This window comes from Staphylococcus sp. M0911 (genome assembly GCF_003491325.1).
Taxonomy (GTDB): Bacteria; Bacillota; Bacilli; order Staphylococcales; family Staphylococcaceae; genus Staphylococcus; species Staphylococcus warneri_A.
In genome coordinates, this window is record NZ_CP022881.1 from 519985 (window position 1) to 543656 (window position 23672).

Annotated in this window: 21 protein-coding genes; 19 read left to right on the forward strand and 2 right to left on the reverse strand. The window is 33.3% G+C overall.

What is annotated here, in order from left to right:
- Positions 1–116 precede the first annotated feature (116 nt).
- The 4 genes from ssp1_RS02370 to ssp1_RS02385 all read left to right on the forward strand — a co-directional run bounded on the left by ssp1_RS02370 (position 117) and on the right by ssp1_RS02385 (position 3875).
- Positions 117–1553 (forward strand): MDR family MFS transporter, encoded by a 1437-nt coding sequence (locus ssp1_RS02370; protein ID WP_075778125.1) that lies wholly within the window; start codon positions 117–119, stop codon positions 1551–1553.
- A 117-nt stretch (positions 1554–1670) separates the two neighbouring features.
- Positions 1671–2453 (forward strand): transporter substrate-binding domain-containing protein, encoded by a 783-nt coding sequence (locus ssp1_RS02375; protein ID WP_002450353.1) that lies wholly within the window; start codon positions 1671–1673, stop codon positions 2451–2453.
- A complete protein-coding gene (locus tag ssp1_RS02380) occupies positions 2434–3153 on the forward strand; it encodes an amino acid ABC transporter permease (RefSeq protein WP_002450352.1) in 720 nt (239 codons plus the stop codon). Before ssp1_RS02375 ends, ssp1_RS02380 begins: the two co-directional genes overlap by 20 nt.
- Positions 3150–3875: an amino acid ABC transporter ATP-binding protein gene (locus ssp1_RS02385; RefSeq protein WP_002450351.1), complete on the forward strand. Its 726-nt coding sequence runs from the start codon at positions 3150–3152 to the stop codon at positions 3873–3875. The genes ssp1_RS02380 and ssp1_RS02385 overlap by 4 nt, the downstream gene beginning before the upstream one ends.
- 58 nt (positions 3876–3933) lie before the next feature.
- Here the strand turns inward: ssp1_RS02385 and ssp1_RS02390 are convergent, their stop codons facing one another.
- Positions 3934–5184 carry an aminoacyltransferase gene (locus tag ssp1_RS02390; protein WP_075778126.1) on the reverse strand — a complete coding sequence of 417 codons (1251 nt, stop codon included), beginning with the start codon at positions 5182–5184 and terminating at the stop codon, positions 3934–3936.
- A 307-nt stretch (positions 5185–5491) separates the two neighbouring features.
- On the opposite strand from ssp1_RS02390, the gene ssp1_RS02395 reads away from it, so the two are divergent.
- From ssp1_RS02395 to ssp1_RS02425, 7 genes are all read left to right on the forward strand, one after another.
- Positions 5492–5833, forward strand: a complete 342-nt coding sequence (locus ssp1_RS02395; RefSeq protein WP_228077266.1) for a DUF4467 domain-containing protein — start codon at positions 5492–5494, stop codon at positions 5831–5833.
- Between the two features lie 26 nt (positions 5834–5859).
- Positions 5860–6459, forward strand: a complete 600-nt coding sequence (locus ssp1_RS02400; RefSeq protein WP_075778127.1) for a thioredoxin domain-containing protein — start codon at positions 5860–5862, stop codon at positions 6457–6459.
- Between the two features lie 293 nt (positions 6460–6752).
- Entirely contained in the window at positions 6753–7754 is a 1002-nt protein-coding gene (locus tag ssp1_RS02405; protein ID WP_002450347.1) for a metal ABC transporter solute-binding protein, Zn/Mn family, read from the forward strand.
- 147 nt (positions 7755–7901) lie between these two features.
- Positions 7902–8372, forward strand: a complete 471-nt coding sequence (locus ssp1_RS02410) for an SRPBCC family protein (protein ID WP_049424556.1) — start codon at positions 7902–7904, stop codon at positions 8370–8372.
- 83 nt (positions 8373–8455) lie between these two features.
- Entirely contained in the window at positions 8456–8635 is a 180-nt protein-coding gene (locus tag ssp1_RS11995) for a hypothetical protein (RefSeq protein WP_075778128.1), read from the forward strand.
- 278 nt (positions 8636–8913) lie between these two features.
- The gene (locus ssp1_RS02420; RefSeq protein WP_075778129.1) at positions 8914–9732 is read left to right on the forward strand and encodes a formate/nitrite transporter family protein; all 819 of its coding nucleotides are present in this window, start codon (positions 8914–8916) and stop codon (positions 9730–9732) included.
- Between the two features lie 450 nt (positions 9733–10182).
- Positions 10183–10719 carry a GNAT family N-acetyltransferase gene (locus ssp1_RS02425; protein WP_075778130.1) on the forward strand — a complete coding sequence of 179 codons (537 nt, stop codon included), beginning with the start codon at positions 10183–10185 and terminating at the stop codon, positions 10717–10719.
- A 73-nt stretch (positions 10720–10792) separates the two neighbouring features.
- Here ssp1_RS02425 and nikA read toward each other — a convergent pair whose 3' ends face one another.
- Entirely contained in the window at positions 10793–12265 is a 1473-nt protein-coding gene (gene nikA / locus ssp1_RS02430) for a nickel ABC transporter substrate-binding protein (RefSeq protein ID WP_075778131.1), read from the reverse strand.
- Positions 12266–12579: 314 nt separating this feature from the next.
- On the opposite strand from nikA, the gene ssp1_RS02435 reads away from it, so the two are divergent.
- From ssp1_RS02435 to narI, 8 genes are all read left to right on the forward strand, one after another.
- Positions 12580–13302 carry a sirohydrochlorin chelatase gene (locus ssp1_RS02435; protein WP_118828104.1) on the forward strand — a complete coding sequence of 241 codons (723 nt, stop codon included), beginning with the start codon at positions 12580–12582 and terminating at the stop codon, positions 13300–13302.
- Between the two features lie 69 nt (positions 13303–13371).
- Positions 13372–15777 carry a nitrite reductase large subunit NirB gene (gene nirB, locus ssp1_RS02440; protein WP_118828105.1) on the forward strand — a complete coding sequence of 802 codons (2406 nt, stop codon included), beginning with the start codon at positions 13372–13374 and terminating at the stop codon, positions 15775–15777.
- A gap of 2 nt (positions 15778–15779) precedes the next feature.
- Entirely contained in the window at positions 15780–16094 is a 315-nt protein-coding gene (gene nirD / locus ssp1_RS02445; protein ID WP_075778134.1) for a nitrite reductase small subunit NirD, read from the forward strand.
- The gene (gene cobA / locus ssp1_RS02450; protein WP_002450339.1) at positions 16085–17011 is read left to right on the forward strand and encodes a uroporphyrinogen-III C-methyltransferase; all 927 of its coding nucleotides are present in this window, start codon (positions 16085–16087) and stop codon (positions 17009–17011) included. Before nirD ends, cobA begins: the two co-directional genes overlap by 10 nt.
- Before the next feature lie 177 nt (positions 17012–17188).
- Complete coding sequence (locus ssp1_RS02455) at positions 17189–20872, forward strand: nitrate reductase subunit alpha (protein WP_107536173.1); 3684 nt, start codon at positions 17189–17191, stop codon at positions 20870–20872.
- The gene (gene narH, locus ssp1_RS02460; protein ID WP_049425528.1) at positions 20862–22415 is read left to right on the forward strand and encodes a nitrate reductase subunit beta; all 1554 of its coding nucleotides are present in this window, start codon (positions 20862–20864) and stop codon (positions 22413–22415) included. Before ssp1_RS02455 ends, narH begins: the two co-directional genes overlap by 11 nt.
- Entirely contained in the window at positions 22408–22983 is a 576-nt protein-coding gene (gene narJ, locus ssp1_RS02465) for a nitrate reductase molybdenum cofactor assembly chaperone (RefSeq protein ID WP_075778137.1), read from the forward strand. The genes narH and narJ overlap by 8 nt, the downstream gene beginning before the upstream one ends.
- Positions 22976–23653, forward strand: coding sequence for a respiratory nitrate reductase subunit gamma (narI, locus tag ssp1_RS02470; protein ID WP_049425529.1), 678 nt, complete (start codon positions 22976–22978; stop codon positions 23651–23653). Before narJ ends, narI begins: the two co-directional genes overlap by 8 nt.
- Positions 23654–23672: the final 19 nt, after the last annotated feature.

Genomic DNA, 23672 nt, shown 5'->3' on the forward strand with positions numbered 1-23672 from the left:
ATAGTAATTATTACGATTTGTAGAATTGGGACTTTTTGAACTTAAAAAATGCATATTACATTCAATAACTGTATAATGACCAGATAAATGAAAAAGGAAAGTAGGGAGGAGTATCAGTGACGCTTAGAGCAAAATTAGTAATGATGATTACGATGTTATTAGGCGGTTTCTTTGGTTTGTTAAATGAAACATTACTAACAACAGCTTTACCTAGTATTATGAAAGATTTCAACATTGAATATTCACAAGTACAATGGCTGACAACAGCCTTTTTATTAACTAATGGGGTAGTGATTCCATTATCAGCATTATTTATCCAACGTTATACGACAAGACAGGTTTTTTTAGTTGGTATTTTTATATTCTTCTTAGGAACAATGTTAGGTGGATTTAGTCCTAATTTTACTATTTTATTAATAGCTAGAATTATTCAAGCATTAGGTTCAGGTATCATGATGTCCCTCATGATGACAACCATCTTGAATATATTTGAGCCACATGAACGTGGTAAATATATGGGGATGTTTGGTTTAGTTATTGGACTTGCGCCAGCTATTGGACCAACATTATCAGGCTATTTAGTTGAGTATTTAAATTGGAGATCACTATTCCATGTAGTTGCTCCTATTGCTGCAATCACATTTATCATTGCACTATTTACAGTGAAAAATGTGGGCGAAACAATCAAAGTACCTATTGATATCATGTCTATCATTTTATCTGTCTTAGGATTTGGTGGTTTGTTATATGGAACAAGTTCAATTTCTCACGACGGTTGGAATGATCCTCTCGTTCTAACTACTATTATTGGCGGTGTGATACTTGTTGCCTTATTTATCTGGAGACAATCTAAACTTGAAACACCATTATTAAACTTTAGTGTGTTTAAAAACACTCAATTTACTATCGGTATATTAATTATGGCAGTCACAATGGTTTCTATGATTGGTTCTGAAACAGTATTACCTATGTTTGTTCAAAATCTATTAAACCGTACGCCTTTAGACTCTGGATTGATTTTATTACCTGGTGCCATTGTTATGGCGATTATGTCATTCGCTTCAGGTGGACTTTATGAAAAATTCGGTGCCAAACCTTTAGCGCTTATCGGTATGATGATTGTAATTATTACCACAGGTTATTTTGTCATTATGGATGAAAATACAAGTTCAGTGATGTTAGCTACCGTTTATGGCATACGTATGATTGGTATTGCTTTAGGTTTAATGCCTGTGATGACACATACAATGAACCAATTAACATATGAAATGAATGCACATGGTTCATCTATGACTAATACAGTACAACAAATTGCAGGATCAATTGGTACAGCTATTTTAATTACTATTTTAACGCAAGCAAGTAAGCACTATTCACCAGATATGAGTAATTATGATGGTATGAAACGTAGCGAAATGTTAGGACAAATTAAAATAGATACATTATTACATGGTTATCATGCTGGTTTCTTATTTGCAGTTATAATTACAGTTGTGAGCTTCTTATGCTCATTTATGTTAAAGAAAAATACAAAATCGACAGAAGAACAATAGCTCATCAGAGTTGTGATGACAGTCAAAAGCCAGTAACTAGTTATTGACTTACCACCCATTAAGGATTAAAATGTTTTTATTCCGATTAGAATAATAAGATTAAGGGAGAATAGTTTAATGAAAAGACTTTTATTTTGTGTCATTGCATTAGTATTTGTATTAGCAGCATGTGGTAACAATTCAAGCAAAGATAGTAAATCAAGTAGTAAAGATGACAATACAATCCGAGTGGGTACGGAAGGTACATACGCACCTTTCACATTCCACAATAAGCAAGACAAGTTAACTGGTTACGATATTGATGTTATTAAAGCAGTAGCGAAAGAAGAAGGACTTAAATTGAAATTTAACGAAACATCTTGGGACTCAATGTTTGCAGGACTAGATGCAGGTCGTTTTGATGTGATTGCCAACCAAGTAGGTATTAATAAAGATAGAGAGAAAAAATACAAATTCTCTAATCCTTATACTTATTCAAGTGCGGTATTAGTCGTACGTGAAAATGAAAAAAATATTAAATCATTCAATGATGTTAAAGGTAAAAAGTTAGCACAAACATTTACTTCTAACTATGGTCAATTAGCTAAAGATAAAGGCGCTAAAATCACAAAAGTTGATGGATTTAACCAATCAATGGACTTATTATTATCTAATCGTGTAGATGCTACATTTAACGATAGCCTCTCATATTTAGATTATAAAAAGCAAAAGCCTAACGCTAAAATCAAGGCAATTAAAGGTGACGCTGAGAAAAACAAATCAGCATTCGCTTTCTCTAAAAAAGTTGATGATAAAACTGTACAAAAATTCAATGACGGATTGAAGAAAATTGAAGAGAGTGGCGAACTTAAAAAAATAGGTAAGAAATGGTTTGGTCAAGATGTTTCTAAACCTGAATAGTGAACAACTTCATGCTTTAGACGCTGCAAAGCAAGCATTTGGACCTATGTTAGAAGGATTAGTGAAATATTCTATCCCAATCACACTTGTAACATTTGTATTAGGCTTAATCATTGCCTTATTTACAGCACTAATGCGTATTTCTACAAGTAAAGTATTAAAAGGTATTGCGCGTGTATACGTATCAATCATTCGTGGTACACCAATGATTGTTCAATTATTTATTATATTTTATGGTATTCCAGAATTAGGAAGACTCTTAACAAACGATGCTGATAACCAATGGACATTAGCACCAGTTATCGCAGCTATTATAGGGTTATCACTTAATGTGGGTGCGTACGCATCTGAAATTATTCGTGGTGGTATCATTTCTATACCAAAAGGACAGACAGAAGCGGCTTATTCAATCGGAATGAATTATCGCCAAACTGTTCAACGTATTATTCTGCCACAAGCGATTCGTGTATCAATTCCAGCATTAGGTAATACCTTCTTAGGTCTTATTAAAGATACATCTTTATTAGGATTTATCTTAGTGGCTGAAATGTTCCGTAAAGCACAAGAAGTTGCTTCAACTTCTTATGAATATTTAACGATTTATCTTTTAGTTGCATTAATGTATTGGGTCGTTTGTTTCATCATTTCAGTTATTCAAAGCTTTTATGAATCATACATTGAAAGAGGGTATCGCTCATGATCGAATTATCGAATATTCATAAATCATTTAATCAAACAGAAGTGATTAAAGGTATCGATTTAAAAGTGGATAAGGGCGAAGTTGTGACTTTAGTTGGACGTTCCGGTTCAGGTAAAACAACACTCTTACGTATGATGAATGCTTTAGAAATACCGACTGAAGGTACAGTTTTTGTTAATGGTAAAACATATACTGCAAAGGACAAAAAATCACAGATTGAAGTACGTAAACAGTCCGGGATGGTGTTCCAAAGTTATAATTTATTCCCACACAAGACTGCGCTAGAGAATGTCATGGAAGGTTTAGTGACTGTTAAGAAGCAAAGTAAATCAGAAGCTAAAACAAAAGCACTAGAGCTACTAGAAAAAGTAGGCTTAACACATGTGAAAGATCAACGCCCACATGCATTATCCGGTGGTCAACAACAACGTGTAGCGATTGCTAGAGCTTTAGCTATGAATCCTAAAGTTATGCTATTTGATGAACCAACATCTGCACTTGATCCTGAACTTGTTAATGACGTATTGAAAGTGATTAAAGATTTAGCACAAGAAGGTATGACGATGGTCATCGTTACACATGAAATGCGATTTGCTAAAGAAGTATCCAACCAAATTGTATTTATTCATGAAGGTAAAATAGGCGAGCAGGGTACACCTGACGATATTTTTAACCGTCCACAAACAGATGAACTTAAACGTTTCTTAAATGTTATTCAATAGTATTTATAAGAAAAAGAAATCCCAGTGAATTCAGTTTCACTGGGATTTTTTAGTATACTTATTTTTTTCTGTTTTCAATTAATTCTTTTACATGGTAGAACAATGGTTTAATCGGTTTAACAAAGTCTCCGATATATTCATATACATTAGCGTTAAAGCCTTCTTTAAAGCGTTGAACACCATAATCTTCAGCATCTTCACTAAAGTCGCCAGTAATACCATAGAAGTTGTAACGATCAATATGATGTGCTTTGGCAAATTTAATCATTTCCCATTGCAAACGGTATGCTCCCATATAAGGGTTATATCTTGGATTAGAACCACTAGATAAGTAATATACTTCATGGTCGTTATAAATATATATTGCAGCGGCTAAGTTCAATACTTGACCTTCTTTTGCAATTTCATCTTTAGTTTGGCTAATCTTACGTTCGTTGCTATCGTATTGTTGTTTAATTTGCGTATGCTTTGTTTTATTTTTCTTAGAATTTGGATTCTCTTGTAGAGATGTTTCTACATCATGAAGTTGTTTTGATAAATCCTTGTGTTTATCTTCTAGAGTAGTGAGATATTCTTGTAAATCGATATAGGCTAATTTAAGCATAGCATTGTCGCCATATGTTTTTTGTAACTCTTCAAAGTAGGGTTGGTCACGGAATTTGAAACCATGTTTTTCTTCTGCCATTCTAAATAAATCAAAGAATGTACCCGTTTCATCTATAGATAACGTACGTACTTTCACGCCCATTTCATATGTTTTTTTAATATTACGACGTGTTTGATAGTCCATTTCTTTCATTAATTGATCTTCTGATTTACCTTTTAAATCTAGGACAGAAAGCCAACGAATTTGGCTCATCATATCATATCCAACTGTATAACCTTGGTGTTTATAGCCTAAATCTTCCATTGTTTTGATAACAGCACGGTTATCGAATGATTTTAAAATTTCACCATCAGCATTTCTTAAATTTTCGAGAATGTAAGGATCAACAAGTACATATAAACAAAGATGTTTCTTCAAGTATGAAGTTAAAGATTTAAAGAAGAAATGTACTAGTGATAAGTTATTATAGTCCATGACTGGACCGCGATGTGTATAAAAATATTTAAAGAATTTTAATGTACGTGCTTCAGTTAAAAGACAAGCTGCAATGACCTCATCTTTGTCGTTTTTAACACCGACAAGATGAACGTCCCCACGCATTTCATGTCGATTATCATAATGAATGCTTGATTGTGTGTAATGTGAAAAATGTTCTGAAGTAAATTTACCGAATTCTTCGGATGTTAAGTTTACGAATTTCAATATATATCTTCCCCTCTAGAAATAAAAACTAATGAATAAATCGTCAATAATTATATTATCAAAATACTACTATCATTACACATCATAACATAAAAAATAGCGTCATACTTTTGTATGATGTGATAAAATCATACATTCTATTTATTTTTAAAATTAATTTAAAATTGTGTTTTTTGTATTAATTGATACTGTTATGCTCTGCATTCTATGATAAAATTTAGAGTGAAAGATGACATGATTTAAAATAAGATTTCATTTCATATGAGTCATATTATCGGGAGTGAACATATTGAAGAGATTCGTAGTGATGATTAGTATATTAACGCTAATACTAGTTGGATGTAGTAGTGGAAAGTATACAGATAAAATTGATAAAGCGGTTAAGCTACAAGAAAAGAAACAAACTAAAATAGCCAAAAGAGATGCTGGCGATGAAGTGAAGCACTTTGATAAAAAGGATGCTAATATCTATGTTTATGATAAAGGTAAATACGTTATCTTAGCATATAAACCTTTAAGTGATGATGAAGAAGTCCGTTATTATACTTATGAGTTTAATGGTAAAAAAGCTAAATATAAAGAAAACTTTAACTCAAAAGGTTATTATCAAGAACATGATCCGGATTACAAAGAAGAAAATATGCGCTAGCCTGCTATAAGTGATAAGGAGCAACAATGAAAAAATTAATCGGTATGATATGTATAAGTTTAATCATCGTGTTAGTAAGTGGTTGTGGTAAAGAAGAGGTGAAATCACCTCAAGCCACTAAAGATGGTAAACCACTTATTGTTATTTATGGTGATTTTAAATGTCCATATTGTAAAAAGGTTGAAAAGAATGTGATGCCTAAACTTAAAGAGAAATATTTAAACAACCATAAAGCGGAAATTAAATACGTTAATATGGCATTTTTAGGTAAAGATTCAATTATAGGGTCAAGAGCAGGTCATGCAGTTCAAAATATTGCACCTCGTTCTTATTTACAATTTCAAAAATTAATGTTCGAGCATCAACAAGATGAAAAGAAAGCGTGGATTACTGAAAAAGTAGTTGACCAACAGATTGATCATTTGAATATTTCTGCAGATCAAAAAGAAAAAATAAAGTCAGAATATAAAACTAAAAATAGTGCCGCATGGAAAGCTGCAAATAAAGATAAGAAAGATACAAAAGCACATCATATTGAGACAGCGCCAACAGTTTTTATCAATGGCAAAAAAGTGGAAGATCCATATCACTTTAAAGAATATGATAAATTACTTCAATCAAAATAAATCATTTATATAATGAGGTCGGGATTTATGCCTGTATTTTGGACGACGAGGAATCGTTTCCAATTTGCAGTAGCATTATATCTCGACCTTTTATTGATATTGTAAAAATTTAATAAAGATGATGGATAACTAGCTAGGTAATGGTGATACTGGGTATGGTCATATAAAGTTTAAATTATTTTGAATATTTAAAAGATAAGATTGATACAAAAAGTTGTATGGATAGGCTTGTTTTTTGTGAAAGTAAGGTATATAATTTTTAATCGTAATAATTACTATTTAGGAGGAACGATATGAAAAGAAAATTAAGTTTATTGCTACTTATTCCTCTTATGATATTAGCACTTGCTGCATGTGGCAACGGTGATGATCATAAAAAAGGAGATAAGTTAAAAGTCAATACAACAGTATATCCATTGAAATCATTTACAGAACAAATTGGTGGTAAATATGTAGATGTTAAATCAATTTATCCAGCGGGCGCAGATTTACATAGTTATGAACCTACTCAAAAAGATATGATGAGTGCAGCAAAATCTGATTTATTCATTTACACTGGTGACGATTTAGACCCAGTAGCTAAAAAAGTGGCTTCAACTATTAAAAAAGATGATAAAAAACTATCTCTACAAGATAAAATTAGCAAAAATGATTTATTAGCTGATCACCATCATCATGAAGGTGAAGAAGAACATCATGGCGAAGAAGAACATCACCATCATGGTAAATATGATCCGCACGTTTGGTTAGATCCTAAGATGGACCAAACATTCGCTAAAGAGATTAAAGATCAACTTGTGAAAAAAGATCCAGATCATAAGAAATATTATGAAAAGAACTATAAAAAATTAAACAAAGATCTAGAGAATATTGATAAAGATATGAAAGATGCGACTAAAGGTAAAAAAGGTAATGCAGTATTTATCTCTCATGAATCTTTAGGTTATCTTTCTAATCGTTATGGATTCGAACAAATAGGTGTTCAAAATATGAGTGCAGAAGATCCATCACAAAAAGATCTTACAAACATTGTGAAAGAAATTAAAAAGAATAAAGTAGAATACATTTTATATGAAGAAAATGTATCCAATAAGATCACTGACACAATTAGAAAAGAAACAGACGCGAAACCATTAAAATTCAACAATATGGAATCTGTAACTAAAGAACAACAAAATAAAAAAGGTCTTTCATATCAATCATTAATGAAAGAAAACATTAAAAACATTAAAAAAGCTTTAGATAGTAAAATTAAAGTAAAAGATGAAGAGCATGAACACGAGCATGAACACTAATTAATATGAGATAAACAGTAACACCTCAGATGTTAGAATTTGATTCTAGCATGATGAGGTGTTTTTTATGATTCAATTTTTAGTAACTTCTAATCTATTTTGCTATGATAAAATTGATTTTAATAATCAAAACTTAGGAGAATATAAATGACTATTAAAGTAGAGAAAAATAAAATTATCTTTTCAAGAACATTTACAGGAACGATTCATGAACTATTTAACGCATATACACAAGAAGATTTGTTTAAACAATGGTTTCACCCAGAAGGTGCTTCTACAGAAGTATTTGAATTCAATGTTGAAGAAGGTGGACATGCGTTCTTTGCTATTCACACACCTGATATGACAAGTTACACGCGTTCAGAATATAAAAAAATTGAAAAACCTAATTACATTGAATACTTAGACTTTTTCGCTACACCTGAAGGTGACAAAGATCCTAACATGCCTGGCATGCATATCACAATTGAATTTGAGGAAAAGCAACCTAATCAAACTACAGTGACGTCAACATCCGTTTTACCTTCAAAAGAGGCTGCACAACAAGCGCTTGATATGGGGGTCGAAGAAGGTATGAATTCAACATTAGACCAATTAGAAAAACTATTAAAATCATAATTGTAAATAAATTGTGCCAATCGTGGAAGTTCATATGGGTGTATCATTGAATTGAAATCTTATTAAAAAAAGAGGTTGATTTGATGAAAAAAAGATATCTAATTGTATTAGGACTATACTCATTTACACATTTAATTTCGGCGGTTGTCATTAACTCCAAATGTTTTGCTAACCAATATGTGCGTTTTATATTAAGAACGCTACTAGGGTATAGTATTTTTGCATCAGGATTACATTATTTTTCAAAATTAAAACGAAAATAATTGGATCGCTAATATTTAAATATGGACTGGGGTGGGGACAATTATTATGTCTCTATCTCAGTTTTTCTCTTTTATATTGGTTTGGTTATTCAGTTGTCTCAAATGTTAGATGAGACAATCATTAAATTGAAATGTAAAACCAATTCTATCAAATATTTATAAATAACTTAAAAAGCATTTTATCATTTGTTAAAAAATTACCACTATTCATCATCTTTATTTCTTCATATAATGAATATGAAATAAATGATTTTAAAAAGATGGGAGTAATTGAGAATATGATGGAAAATCGAAAAACTACCGAAGATACATACGCAACTAAGTCTATTATGGAAGCGGTAGTAAGCCAAGCGCAAATGAAAGAAGTCATGGCTGACAGAACACCTATGCGTTATGCGTTAAAAGCAATGATGGCAGGATTCTTGTTATCTATTGTCACGGTATTTATGCTAGCTATTAAAACACAATTTGCTGCTACACAAATTGATGGTTTAATAAATTTACTTGGTGCCATCGCATTTAGTTTAGCCTTAGTATTAATTGTATTAACGAATTCAGAATTATTAACAAGTAATTTTATGTATCTAACAGTAGGTTGGTATTATAAAGCGATACGTTTGAATAAAGTGATATGGATATTTACATTTTGCTTTATCGGTAATGTACTTGGTGGAATTATCTTATTTTTCTTAATGAAATATGCACATGTGATGACACCAGAAATGACTGATGCACTAACTGAAACCGTACAAAAGAAAACGGAAGCATCAACGTGGTTAAATATATTAGTAAAAGGTATTTTCTGTAATTTCTTTATTAATATAGGTATCTTTGTTTCTATGCAATTTAAAGAAGGATTAACAAAGGCTTTCTTTATTGCTTGTGGAGTAGTTGTGTTTGTCTTCATGGGTTATGAACACGTTGTATTTAATGCAGGGTTATTCTCAGGTATGCTTTTTTTCAATATTGATGGAATGTCCGGTTTAGGTGTGTTAAAAAATATTGTATTTGCTTTAATAGGTAATTACATTGGTGGTGGTATCTTTGTTGGATTAGTTTATGCATACTTAAATGGGCAACGTTCACAATTAAAATAATAATATGTGTGTAACAGGTTGGGACATAAATATATTTCAAGTTACATTCATATATAGGCAGTAGTTGACTTACACATGCGTATTGACTCATGTGTTCAAATTAAGCTTTAGAGGTATACATGAACTAAAGTTCATGCATAAAATCGTCTAAGTAATAAATTACAAAGAAGGTCTAATGTACCAAGCTTTTTCATTTCTAGTTAACATTGCCGGGGTGACGGGCCCCAAACATAGAGAATTTCGAAAAGAAAATCTACAGATTTTAAAGTACACATTAGCTGTGGCTAATGCGTAAGAACCACTACATCATAAATGATTAGTGGTTCTTTATTATTTCTATCCCACCCCCTTACTTTTTTATAGATACCTATCAAACAAGTTGATTGACTCTTGTCGTTTTTCTTTTTACGCTTAATGTCATGAATAGAGAAAATGAAGGACGTGAAGAGAATGAGTAACGTGAATATAAGAATTGCAGATCAAAGTGATGTTTTATCGATTCATCGACTTATGTATGAAGCTTTTACGCCATTAAGAGAGCTAGGTATCGACTGGCCATCAGTGAATGCCACAGAGGAAATGGTAGCAGACAATATCAAACATAATACTACATTTGTATTAGAATTAAACGACACAATTATCTCAACAATTACAGTAAGATATCCTTGGGGGAGTATCAGAAGTATTTCAGGTTATCCGTTCGTTTGGTGGTTTGCAACACAACCAGAATTTGATGGACAAGGTTATGGTAGTCAATTATTAAAATATGTAGAAGAAGACTTTTTAAGAGATACATTAAAGGCCTCAGCAGTCACATTAGGCACATCCGCGCGATTACATCCTTGGTTATTAAGTATTTATGAAAAAAGAGGATATGAAATATATGCTGAGCATGAAAGCGATGATGGTGATTTAGGTGTGATTATGAGAAAAATATTAATTCCTGAACGCTTTGAAGAAAAGATTCTAGGCCAACCCCCATTTTAAAATTAATCACAAAGGGTTAAAAAATAGCCAGTAAATGAGTTGGATTATTCATTTACTGGCTATTTTAATTCTATTATTTTTTGTCTAATTTGTAATCAATTAAATAAATAGATTCCGGTGTTACATTGAAGTTTTTCACATTTTTACTTACACCGTCAATTTGGTCATTGTACGTTATATAACTATTTGGAATGTCTTTGTCAGACGTTTTCAATATTTGATTAGTTAGTTGCTCACGTTCTGATTGACCGAATGTTTGGTTGAGTTGTTTGATTTGTTGCGTAACCTCTTTATTATTATAGTTACCTTTGTTATTTGCGCCTTTTGGTAAGTATGCAGTATTAAAGAAATAACCTGTATCTCCTCTAGGAACAGTTAAGTAACTGTACATTGATGCATCCCATGCATCTTTATCTTTCAAGTATCCTTCGATATCATCTACATTTCTTAATTTCACATCAATATTTGCTTTTTTAGCTTCAGATTGGATGACTTGTCCAATTTTAGGTAATTCAGGTCTACCGTCATAAGTAACTATATTGATTTTTAAAGGGTGATCTTTAGTGTAGCCTTCTTTGGCTAATAGTTTTCTCGCTTTGTTAATATCTTGTGGTTGAACCTTGCCATCTTTAATATGTTTCAATCGGTCATTAAATGGGCCAGAAGCGGGTTTGGCATAATTTTTGGAAACATTTTTAGCAATCTCTTTACGATTAATGACTGCATCAAATGCTTCTCGAACATTTTTGTTCATTTTTTTACTGTCATGATTATAAAGCAATAAATGTGTTCTGAAACCAGATGTACTTTGAATATTTGCTTTGTTAGATTTCTTAATATCATTAATTTGATCGATAGGTACATCTGTAGTTAGATCTGATTTGCCAGATAATAAGTGGTTAACACGAGTATTGCCATCTTCATGATAAGTGACATTGATTTTGCTTAATTTAGGTGTACCTTGCCAATAATCTTTATATTTTGATAGTTGTATTTTTTGTGAACGTTGATATTTGTCAATTTGATAGGGACCAGTGCCAACTGGTTGATCCGAAACTTTGCCTTTCGCTTGAGTGTCATAAATAGCTGCGAATGGACTCGCTAATTCAGATTTTAATTCAGGATAAGGTTCCTTCGTTTTGATGGTCACGTCTTGACCTTTTGCAGTGATTTTATCAATAGGAAGAGACCCACTTAATAAGTCACTCTTTTTTACACCTTGTTCTAGACTACGTTTGACAGCATCACCAGTTAATTTGTGACCATTTTGGAAATGAATGTCATCTTTAATTTTAAGGGTAAGGGTATCATCAGATTTTTGCTTGAATGATTTAACCAATAGTGGTTTCACTTTACCATCTTTAGACATTTTGAATAATGACTCTAATGCACCGATTTTCACAGGCACATCCGTTTCATACGGCGCAATTGATGTTGTTTTTAATGGAATTTCAACATTAAGCGTATCTTTTTTATTTGTTGCATTACTGCTACAACTTGCTAAAATAAAAGATACTATAATTATCAGAATAGTAAATCTTTTCATGTCGTTGACTCCTCTCTGTTTTCTAATCATGAAAATTTACTAAGTCGTTAATAAGGCATGTACGCGTTGCATCGTTATGTATTTGAAATAGGTGCTGATTGAAGTAGTACATATATTAACCACCAATATTTTAATTATATATCTTATTACATGTAATTTAAATCTTTATACATCTCTTTTTGTAAAGTTAAATATTTATATATTTAGTTCATAGAACCTTTATAAGGGGATTCCCTAATTTTCGCTAAAAATGTGAATTTAATCACAAAAGTAATATGAATTAGTTTACAATTCAAGTTGAAAGGATTGGTATTATGGTAGGCAACATTTTAGTGGCACATGGAATGAGAAAAGGAAATCAAAATAAAGCCTTAGAAGAATTCATTACAACCTTGCTTAAAGATGAAGAGTACCTTTATGAATTAGCATTTTTAGAGAGTGACACGCAGAGTTTGGAAATTACAATGGAAAAGATGATCGAAAAAGGAATCACACAATTTAGAATCGTACCGTTGCTAATTTTTAGAGCGATGCATTATATTGGCGATATTCCAAACATATTATCAGAGATGAAAGAAAATTATCCGCATATTTCAAGTCAAATGAGTGAACCATTAGGCACACATCCTTATATGAAATCACTAGTAGAAAGAAGAATTGACGATGTGCAGCTAGTCGATCAATCATCCAAAACAGCAACAGTTATCATTGCACACGGTAATGGAAGTGGCCGTTTTACAAAAGCACATGATGAACTTAAAGCATTTGTGAAAACAATTGATTCGGACCGACCTGTTTATGCAAGAGCCTTATATGGCGATTTAACATTTAGAAATGATTTAGATGAGATATCAAAACAATATGATGAATTAATCATCGTGCCACTCTTTTTGTTTGATGGAAGATTGGTCAATAAAGTAAAACGACTCATTGATGACATGGCTATTCATTGTAAATTACACATCACACCGTCAATCAATTTTGATGACACATTGAGACTCATTATTCGAGAACGTCTAGAAGCACTCCGATTTTAAAAATTAAGACATGTGCCTTTATATCCAATCCTTTAAATAACTTATCTTAAGTGATAAAGGGGCATATATATGACTAAGAACAAATTAGTGATGATAGGAAATGGCATGGCTGGTTTGAGAACAATCGAAGAAATTTTGGATAGAGATCCGCAACGTTTTGAAATTACCATTATAGGTAAAGAAGACTACCCAAATTATAATAGAATCATGTTATCTAATATTTTACAAAATAAAATGACTGTGGAAGAAACCATCATGAATTCATATGACTGGTACGCAGAACATGATATTAAATTGATTAATAACGATTCAGTGACGATATTAGATAGAGCAAATAAGACCGTTATAACTGAGAGTGGGCAATCATTTGAGTATGATCAATGTATAATTGCAACAGGTTCAAAGGCATTCGTATTACCTATTCCAGGGTCTGATTTACCGAGTGTTATTGGATGGCGAACAATTGATGATACTAAACGCATGATGGAGATAGCTCAAACTAAACAAAAAGCGATTGTTATAGGCGGGGGCCTTTTAGGATTAGAATGTGCTAGAGGATTATTAGACCAAGGCATGGAAGTAACCGTGATACATTTAGCAGAGTGGCTTATGGAAATGCAATTAGATCAAAAAGCAGGTCAAATGCTAAAAAATGATTTAGAGCAACAAGGCATGCGCTTTGAATTACAAGCGAATACGCAAGAAATTCTTGGTGATAAAGATGTTGAGGCCGTTAGATTAGCAGATGGACGTGTGCTAGAAGCTGATTTAGTAGTTATGGCAGTAGGTATTAGACCTTATACTGAGGTAGCTAAAGCAGCAGGATTAGAGGTCAATAGAGGTATTATCGTTAATGCATATATGCAAACAAGTGATCCAAATATCTTTGCTGTGGGTGAATGCGCAGAATGTGAAGGTAAAGTATATGGTTTAGTGGCACCATTATATGAGCAAGGTATCGTTCTAGCAGATTATTTAACACAAAAAGAAACTAATGGTTACCATGGCTCCACTACATTTACATCTTTAAAGGTATCAGGATGTGATTTATATAGTGCAGGTACCATTGAAGAAACCGAAGATATTCATGGTATAGAAATATTTAATAGTATCGATAATCATTATAAAAAAGTATTTTTAAAAGACGGTGAAGTTGTCGGTGTAGTGCTATATGGTAATACAGATGATGGCTCTCGATTCTATAATATGATGAAAAAACATGAATCTATCGAAGACTATACGTTAGTCTCTTTATTAACAAAAGGTGGAGAAGATGCCAATGTATCCATTGAGGATATGGCAGATGATGAAACAATATGTGGCTGTAATGGTGTTAATAAAGGCACAATTGTAGAAGCAATTACTAAAAACGGACTAACATCTGTTGCTGAAGTAACAAAAATGACTAAAGCAGGAAATTCGTGTGGGAAATGTAAAGGGCAAATCGCAGATATTCTACAATATGCTTTAGGCGATGATTTTGTAGCATCTAAACCAACTGGTATATGCGCTTGTACAGATTTATCACGTGATCAAATTGTCACTCAAATTAGAGCCAAAGGACTCAAAACATCTAAAGAAGTGAGACATGTACTCAACTTCAAAGATAAAAATGGTTGCCCGAAATGTCGTCCAGCTATCAACTATTATTTGAACATGATTTATCCATATGAGCATAAAGATGAAAAGGAATCACGATTCGCAAATGAACGCTATCATGCAAATATTCAAAATGACGGTACATTTTCCGTTATTCCTCAAATGCGCGGTGGTGTTACAGATGCAGATCAACTTATTAGATTGGGAGAAGTCGCTAAAAAATATAATGTACCACTTGTCAAAGTGACTGGCTCTCAACGTGTGGGATTATATGGATTGAAAAAAGAAGAACTTCCAAGCGTATGGGAAGACTTAGGCATGCGTTCAGCTTCGGCATATGGTAAAAAAACACGTTCAGTTAAAAGTTGTGTAGGTAAAGAATTCTGTAGATTTGGAACACAATATACTACTCAACTTGGTATTAGATTAGAGAAGACATTTGAATATATTGATACACCTCATAAATTCAAAATGGGGGTATCAGGTTGCCCTAGAAGCTGTGTAGAATCTGGTGTTAAAGATTTTGGTGTAATATCTGTAGAAAACGGTTTTCAACTCTATATCGGTGGCAATGGCGGTACTGAAGTAACAAAAGGACAATTACTAACAACTGTAGAAACAGAAGATGAAGTGATTCGTATTTGTGGTGCATTGATGCAATATTATCGTGAAACTGGAATCTATGCTGAAAGAACTGCGCCATGGTTAGAACGTCTTGGCTTTGAAAATGTGAAAGAAGTATTGTTAGATCCCGAACGTCAACAAGCACTTTTCGATAGAGTGATGGAAGCGAAACAAGCGATTCAAGATGAACCCTGGCAAGCAATCGTAAATGATAAAGCATCACAAAAAATCTTTGAAGTTGAGAGGGTTTAATCATGAAAAATATGCAGAAAATTAAAGTGTCTCGTATAGATGAGTTAACACCACTAATTGGTAAAAAAGTATTCGTAAACGATAAAGAGATTGGTTTGTTTTTAACAAATGAGGGTGAGATATTTGCAGTTAATAATATTTGTCCCCATAAGGAAGGCCCTTTGTCAGAAGGTACTGTAAGTGGAAGTTATGTTTATTGTCCATTACATGATCAAAAAATTGACCTTAAGACAGGTAATGTGCAGGAGCCAGATACTGGTTGTGTAGAAACATATCCAGTAGAAATCATAGATGGAGATATATTTATATGTCTATAAATGAATACGGAACTGTCTACTTAGTAGGTGCAGGTCCAGGTAACCCTAGCTTATTAACTAAAAGAGCACAACGGCTCATTGAAAATGCTGATATCATATTATATGACAGATTGGTTAATCCCTTTATCTTACAATATGCTAAGCCAGAAATAGAAATTGTTGATGTTGGTAAGAAACCATATACTAAGCATATTCAACAAGAAAGCATTAATCAAAAAACGATTGAAGCTGCAAGTAAACATCATCATGTGGTTAGACTTAAAGGTGGCGATCCCGCTATATTTGGACGAGTCCAAGAAGAAGTTGAAGCATTAAATAAGCTGAATATCGACTTTGAAATTGTGCCTGGTGTAACATCGGCAAGTGCAGCAGCGCAATCCATGAACTTAGGTCTAACGATGAGGAGTATAGCTAAAAACGTCACTTTTTCAACAGGTCATTTTAAAGATTCAAAAGATAATGACATTGATATTAGTACATTATTAAATAAAGGAACGCTAGCAGTTTATATGGGGGTTAAACGATTACCTAGAATTATTAAGCAAATCAGACAATATACATCTTATGATTACCCAATTGCTATTGTATTTCGTGCATCACTTTTTGATGAGAAAATATTGACTGGAAATATCAGTAATATTGAGCAAAAGTTAACACAATATAATGTAGAAGGATTACCAGGTATTTGTATCATTGGAGATATCATCAACTATTCACTACCTCAAAATAAGGCTAAGCATACAGAAATCATATATATTGTAAAAGGGAATAGAAATCACGCATTGGAAAAATGTGAATTATTATATGAACAAGGTTATGGATCCATGATTGAAGTAGATGAGACGTATCATTATTCTCAACAAGCATTATACAAATCAGTACTAAAGCAGTATGCACATCAATTTATTGAAATATAAATCCACAATGAATATTAACTATAACGCAGTGTCTATCTAGAATAGGCACTGCTTTTTTGTAGGGAATTTATAAGTGCAATTAGGACATTCCCTAATATATAAATATTGTGAAAAAATGTACAATCTAATTGAAAAGTTAGGAACGCATATATGAAGTAAAGGTCTAGGAGGATACTTATGGGGAAATTTGGATTAAATTTTTTTAAGCCAACTGAAAAGTTTAATGGTAATTGGTCAGTACTTGAAAGTAAAAGCAGAGAATGGGAAAAAATGTACCGTGAACGATGGAGTCACGACAAAGAAGTGAGAACAACACACGGCGTGAATTGCACTGGATCATGTTCATGGAAAGTTTTTGTTAAGAATGGCGTCATTACTTGGGAAAATCAACAAACAGATTATCCTAGTTGTGGTCCAGAAATGCCGGAATATGAACCAAGAGGATGTCCTAGAGGTGCATCATTTTCATGGTATGAATATAGTCCATTAAGAGTTAAATATCCCTATATCAGAGGTCAACTTTTAGAATTATGGCAAGAAGCACTTGAAGAAAATCATGGAAACAAAATAGCTGCATGGGCATCTATTGTAGAAGATGAAGAAAAAGCCAAACGTTATAAACAAGCGCGTGGTATGGGTGGTCATGTAAGATCAAATTGGAAAGATGTAACTGATATTATTGCTGCTCAATTATTATATACCATCAAAAAGGACGGTCCAGATAGAATAGCTGGATTCACACCTATTCCAGCGATGTCTATGGTGAGCTATGCAGCTGGCGCACGATTCATTAATTTATTAGGCGGAGAAATGTTAAGTTTTTATGATTGGTATGCTGATTTACCACCAGCATCACCTCAAATTTGGGGTGAACAGACAGATGTTCCTGAATCAAGTGATTGGTATAACGCTGCTTACTTGATTATGTGGGGTTCAAACGTGCCATTAACACGAACACCAGATGCGCACTTTATGACAGAAGTGAGATATAAAGGGACTAAAGTCGTTTCTATCGCGCCGGATTATGCTGAAAATGTAAAATTTGCTGATAATTGGTTAGCACCTAACCCAGGTACTGATGCTGCAGTTGCTCAAGCAATGACACATGTTATTTTACAAGAATATTATATCAACAATCCTAATTCACGATTTATTAATTATGCTAAACAATATACAGATATGCCTTTTGTATTAATGTTAGATCAAGATGACAATGGTTTGAAAGCAGGCCGATTTTTAAGAGCAAGTGATCTTGGACAAGATACAACAAACGGAGAATGGAAGCCTGTGTTATTTGATAACTTATCAAATCAACTAGTTGTTCCAAATGGCACGATGGGACAACGTTGGGAAGATGGTAAACAATGGAATCTTAAATTAGAAGATGAAGATGGCAATGTTATTCAACCTAGTTTATCCATGGATGAAAGCGATTTTGAATTACAACAAATTCAATTTCCATATTTTGATAGCAATGGTGATGGTGTCTTTGAACGCCCTATACCTACTAAGAAGATTAAATTAGCTAATGGTGATGAAAGATATATTACTACTGTATATGATTTGATGGTTAGTCAATATGGTATCAAACGTTTTAATCATGAATTAGAAGCGACGGGATATGATGATTCGCATTCTAAATATACACCTGCATGGCAGGAAGACATTACAGGTATAAAATCTAGTTTAGTCGTTCAAGTTGCAAAAGAATTTGCCCAAAACGCTATAGACACAGAAGGGCGTTCAATGATCATTATGGGTGCTGGTATCAACCACTGGTTTAATTCCGATACAATTTATCGTTCGATTTTAAATTTAATTATGTTATGTGGCTGTCAAGGAGTAAATGGTGGCGGTTGGGCACACTATGTTGGACAAGAAAAATGTCGACCTATTGAAGGTTGGAATACGATTGCATTTGCTAAAGATTGGCAAGGACCACCTCGTTTACAAAATGGTACAAGTTGGTTCTATTTCGCGACAGATCAATGGAAATATGAAGAATCAAATGTCGATAAATTGAAATCACCTTTAGCGAAACATATTAAACATCAACATCCAGCTGATTACAATGTTACAGCTGCTAAATTAGGTTGGTTACCATCGTATCCTCAGTTTAATAAGAATAGTTTGTTATTCGCAGAAGAAGCTAAAGAAAATGGTGATGATTCAAATGAAGCCATATTAAAACGTGCGATTAATGAAGTGAAAACGAAACAAACAAAATTTGCAGTAGAAGATCCGGATTTAAGAAAAAACCATCCTAAAACATTATTCGTATGGCGTTCTAATTTAATCTCTAGTTCTGCTAAAGGACAAGAATATTTTATGAAACATTTATTAGGTACAAAATCAGGATTATTAGCATCACCAAACGAAGATGATAAACCTGATGAAATTCAATGGCGAGAAGAAACAACAGGTAAATTAGATTTACTCGTATCACTCGATTTTAGAATGACAGCGACACCATTATATTCGGATATTGTTTTACCAGCAGCAACTTGGTATGAAAAACATGATCTTTCTTCTACTGATATGCATCCTTATGTTCATCCATTTAATCCAGCCATAGATCCATTGTGGGAGTCTCGATCAGATTGGGATATTTATAAAACACTCGCTAAAGCAGTGTCAGAAATGGCGAAGGATTATCTACCAGGTACATATAAAGATGTCGTAACAACACCGTTAGGTCATGATTCCAAACAAGAAATAGCAACACCATTAGGTATCGTAAAAGATTGGTCTAAAGGAGAGATAGATGCCATACCCGGTAAAACCATGCCTAACTTTACAATCGTAGAACGTGACTACACGTTAATTTACGATAAATATGTTTCTGTTGGACCGAAATTAGAGACAGATAATGTAGGGGCACATGGCGTTAGTTTTAGCGTGAAGGAACAATACGAAGAATTAAAAAGTATGCTAGGGACTTGGAATGATAAAGACCCTAATTCTATCAAAAATGATAAACCAAGAATTCACTCTGCTCGAAATGTAGCAGATGCAATGTTGAATATTTCATCTGCTACAAATGGTAAATTATCACAAAAATCTTATCAAGACTTAGAAAAACAAACAGGTATGACGTTAACAGATATTTCAAGTGAACGTGCGTCTGAAAAAATAACATTTTTAAATATTGGTTCTCAACCTAGAGAAGTTATACCAACTGCAGTGTTCCCTGGATCAAATAAAAATGGACGACGTTATTCACCATTTACAACTAATATTGAACGACTCGTTCCTTTTAGAACGTTAACTGGTCGTCAAAGTTACTATATTGATCATGAGGTTTTCCAACAATTTGGAGAAAGTTTACCGATTTACAAACCTACGTTACCGCCAATGGTATTTGGTACTAAGGATAAACAAATTAAAGGTGGCACTGATACTTTAATTCTGCGTTATCTTACACCACATGGTAAATGGAATATTCACTCTATGTATCAAGATAATAAGCATATGTTAACGCTATTTAGAGGTGGTCCAACAGTTTGGATTTCTGATGAAGATGCTAAAGAACACAACATTCAGGATAACGATTGGTTAGAAGTATATAACCGAAATGGTGTCGTTACTGCGAGAGCTGTTATTTCACACAGAATGCCTAAAGGTACCATGTTTATGTATCATGCACAAGATAAACATATTCAAACGCCAGGTTCTGAAATTACAGATACTAGAGGTGGATCACATAACGCACCAACACGAATTCATTTGAAACCAACACAGTTAATAGGTGGCTATGCTCAAATTAGTTATCATTTCAATTATTATGGACCAATTGGTAATCAAAGAGATGTATATGTAGCAGTAAGAAAGATGAAGGAGGTCAATTGGCTTGAAGATTAAAGCGCAAATAGCAATGGTGTTGAATTTAGATAAATGTATAGGTTGTCATACTTGTAGCGTTACTTGCAAAAACACATGGACAAATCGACCTGGGGCAGAATATATGTGGTTTAATAATGTTGAAACAAAGCCTGGTACAGGATATCCCAAACGTTGGGAGGATCAAGAGCACTATAAAGGCGGTTGGGTATTGAATCGAAAAGGTAGATTACAACTTAAATCTGGTAGCAAGTGGTCTAAAATAGCCCTTGGAAAAATCTTCTATAATCCTGATATGCCATTAATTCAAGATTATTATGAGCCATGGAATTATAACTATGAGCATTTAACAACAGCTAAGGCAGGTCAACACTCACCAGTAGCAAGAGCTTACTCTGTTATTTCTGGAGAAAAGATGGATATTGAATGGGGACCTAACTGGGAAGATGATTTAGCTGGTGGTCATGTGACTGGACCTAAAGATCCAAATATTCAAAAGATAGAAGAAGATATCAAGTTTCAATTTGATGAAACCTTTATGATGTACCTACCAAGATTGTGTGAACATTGTCTTAATCCAAGTTGTGTTGCATCTTGTCCATCAGGAGCTATGTATAAAAGAGATGAAGATGGTATTGTTTTGGTCGACCAAGATGCATGTCGTGGATGGCGTTATTGTATGACTGGATGCCCTTATAAAAAAGTTTATTTTAACTGGAAAACGAATAAGGCCGAAAAATGTACATTTTGCTTCCCTAGAATTGAAGCAGGCATGCCTACAGTCTGCTCAGAAACCTGTACAGGTCGAATGAGATATTTAGGCGTATTATTATATGATGCTGACAGAGTGGAAGAAATGGCGTCGACTGAAAATGAACAAGATTTATATGAAAAACAATTGGAATTATTTTTAGATCCATTTGATGAAGAAGTCATTGCGCAAGCTGAAAAAGATGGTGTCAATCATGAATGGATTGAAGCGGCACAACAGTCACCGATTTATAAATTAGCAATTGAATATAAATTAGCATTCCCATTGCATCCAGAGTATAGAACTATGCCAATGGTGTGGTATTGCCCACCATTAAGCCCAATTATGAGTTATTTTGAAGGTAAAAATTCAGAACAAGATCCGGATATGATTTTCCCTGCCATAGAAGAAATGCGCTTACCGATAGAATATTTGGCGAACATGTTTACAGCCGGTGCTACAAAACCGGTCAAACAAGCACTACAGAAAATGGCTATGATGAGAAGTTATATGAGAGCACAAGTGACTCAAAAAGATTTCGATGTTGAACGTTTAACGCAACTAGGACTTACTGAACGTCAAACGAAAGATATGTATCGATTATTAGGTTTAGCCAAATATGAAGAACGATTTGTGATACCGACGACACATAAAGAAACTTATTTAGATACTTATCACGCTCAAGGTTCGCAAGGTTATGGTGGTGAAAACTTCGGCGTTAATTGTGAAGGATGCGGCGTCGCTGTTGCTACGGACAAATCAGGTCAAGACATTTATAACGAGCGGTTTTATGGAGGGATTTTCCGTGATTAACTTTGACAATTTATATCGATATCAAGACAGTTTAGGATATATCGCAATGCAATTATGCTTCCCTGAGAAAAAGACATTTAATGAAAATATATTTAACGAAGTCATCGATCCTAGTCATCCGGGGTATGAAGACCTAATAGCATTTAGAGAACAGATGATGCAATATACGTTATCTGAAATTCAACAAATATATACAGATACCTTTGATTTTAGCAAAAAAGCACCATTATATATGACCTATAATCAATTCGACACTCAAAAAGAGAGAGGCAAAATGTTAGCAAAACTCAAAGTTTTGTACGAAATGTTTGGATTAAAAATGGTAGATAATGAATTGTCAGATTATCTACCATTGATGCTACAATTTTTACAGACAATAGAATGGCGTGGCGATGAAAGGGCAGAAGAAAATATTCAATTAGTCATCATGATTATTGAAGATGGAACATTTGTAATGGCAAATGAACTTGGAAAACAAAATCATCCATATGGGTACGTAATACAAGCATTAAGAAAGACTTTGAAATTATGTTTAGAAGTACCAGAAGGGGTGGCTCAACATGATTAATCAATTTTTATGGGTCATTTATCCATACTTATGTTTAGCTATATTTATCATAGGACACATTGCAAGATATAAGTATGACCAGTTTTCTTGGACTGCAAAGTCTAGCGAATTAATTGAGAAAAAGAGACTGAAATGGGGAAGCTTGCTATTTCATTTAGGCGTAATTCCAGTTTTCTTTGGACATGTAGTTGGTCTTGTTATACCGAAATATTGGATGGACTCATTAGGGATTGATGAGCATATGTACCATTTTGGAGCAGTCTATATTGGTAGTATTTTTGGTATAATGACGTTAATAGGTATGTTGTTACTTACTGCTAGAAGAATTACAATTAAAAATGTAAGGCGTTTAAGTTCATTTTCGGATATTTTTGTGAATATTCTTTTATTAATTATTATCTTCATGGGATGTTACTCTACAATAGTTACGAATATCATGCATATCGACTTTAATTATCGTGAAACCATTTCAGTATGGTTTAGACAACTCTTTATGTTTAAACCGCACGCAGATTTGATGGCCAATGTACCATTGCAATTTAAATTACATATGGTATTAGGGTTTACCATTTTTGCATGTTGGCCATTTACGCGTTTAGTTCATGTATGGAGTGTACCATTATCGTATACAAGTAGAAGGTACATTATTTATCGAAAAAATAAACTATAGTAATTCAAAGGTGGAAATA

Bases quoted from the DNA above. Each gene is read 5' to 3' on its own strand.
- ssp1_RS02375 (WP_002450353.1), top strand. From the start codon at position 1,671: ATGAAAAGACTTTTATTTTGTGTCATTGCATTAGTATTTGTATTAGCA.
- ssp1_RS02380 (WP_002450352.1), top strand. From the start codon at position 2,434: ATGTTTCTAAACCTGAATAGTGAACAACTTCATGCTTTAGACGCTGCA.
- ssp1_RS02385 (WP_002450351.1), top strand. From the start codon at position 3,150: ATGATCGAATTATCGAATATTCATAAATCATTTAATCAAACAGAAGTG.
- ssp1_RS02395 (WP_228077266.1), top strand. From the start codon at position 5,492: ATGATTAGTATATTAACGCTAATACTAGTTGGATGTAGTAGTGGAAAG.
- ssp1_RS02400 (WP_075778127.1), top strand. From the start codon at position 5,860: ATGAAAAAATTAATCGGTATGATATGTATAAGTTTAATCATCGTGTTA.
- ssp1_RS02405 (WP_002450347.1), top strand. From the start codon at position 6,753: ATGAAAAGAAAATTAAGTTTATTGCTACTTATTCCTCTTATGATATTA.
- ssp1_RS02410 (WP_049424556.1), top strand. From the start codon at position 7,902: ATGACTATTAAAGTAGAGAAAAATAAAATTATCTTTTCAAGAACATTT.
- ssp1_RS11995 (WP_075778128.1), top strand. From the start codon at position 8,456: ATGAAAAAAAGATATCTAATTGTATTAGGACTATACTCATTTACACAT.
- ssp1_RS02420 (WP_075778129.1), top strand. From the start codon at position 8,914: ATGATGGAAAATCGAAAAACTACCGAAGATACATACGCAACTAAGTCT.
- ssp1_RS02425 (WP_075778130.1), top strand. From the start codon at position 10,183: ATGAGTAACGTGAATATAAGAATTGCAGATCAAAGTGATGTTTTATCG.
- nikA (WP_075778131.1), bottom strand. From the start codon at position 12,265: ATGAAAAGATTTACTATTCTGATAATTATAGTATCTTTTATTTTAGCA.
- ssp1_RS02435 (WP_118828104.1), top strand. From the start codon at position 12,580: ATGGTAGGCAACATTTTAGTGGCACATGGAATGAGAAAAGGAAATCAA.
- nirB (WP_118828105.1), top strand. From the start codon at position 13,372: ATGACTAAGAACAAATTAGTGATGATAGGAAATGGCATGGCTGGTTTG.
- nirD (WP_075778134.1), top strand. From the start codon at position 15,780: ATGAAAAATATGCAGAAAATTAAAGTGTCTCGTATAGATGAGTTAACA.
- cobA (WP_002450339.1), top strand. From the start codon at position 16,085: ATGTCTATAAATGAATACGGAACTGTCTACTTAGTAGGTGCAGGTCCA.
- ssp1_RS02455 (WP_107536173.1), top strand. From the start codon at position 17,189: ATGGGGAAATTTGGATTAAATTTTTTTAAGCCAACTGAAAAGTTTAAT.
- narI (WP_049425529.1), top strand. From the start codon at position 22,976: ATGATTAATCAATTTTTATGGGTCATTTATCCATACTTATGTTTAGCT.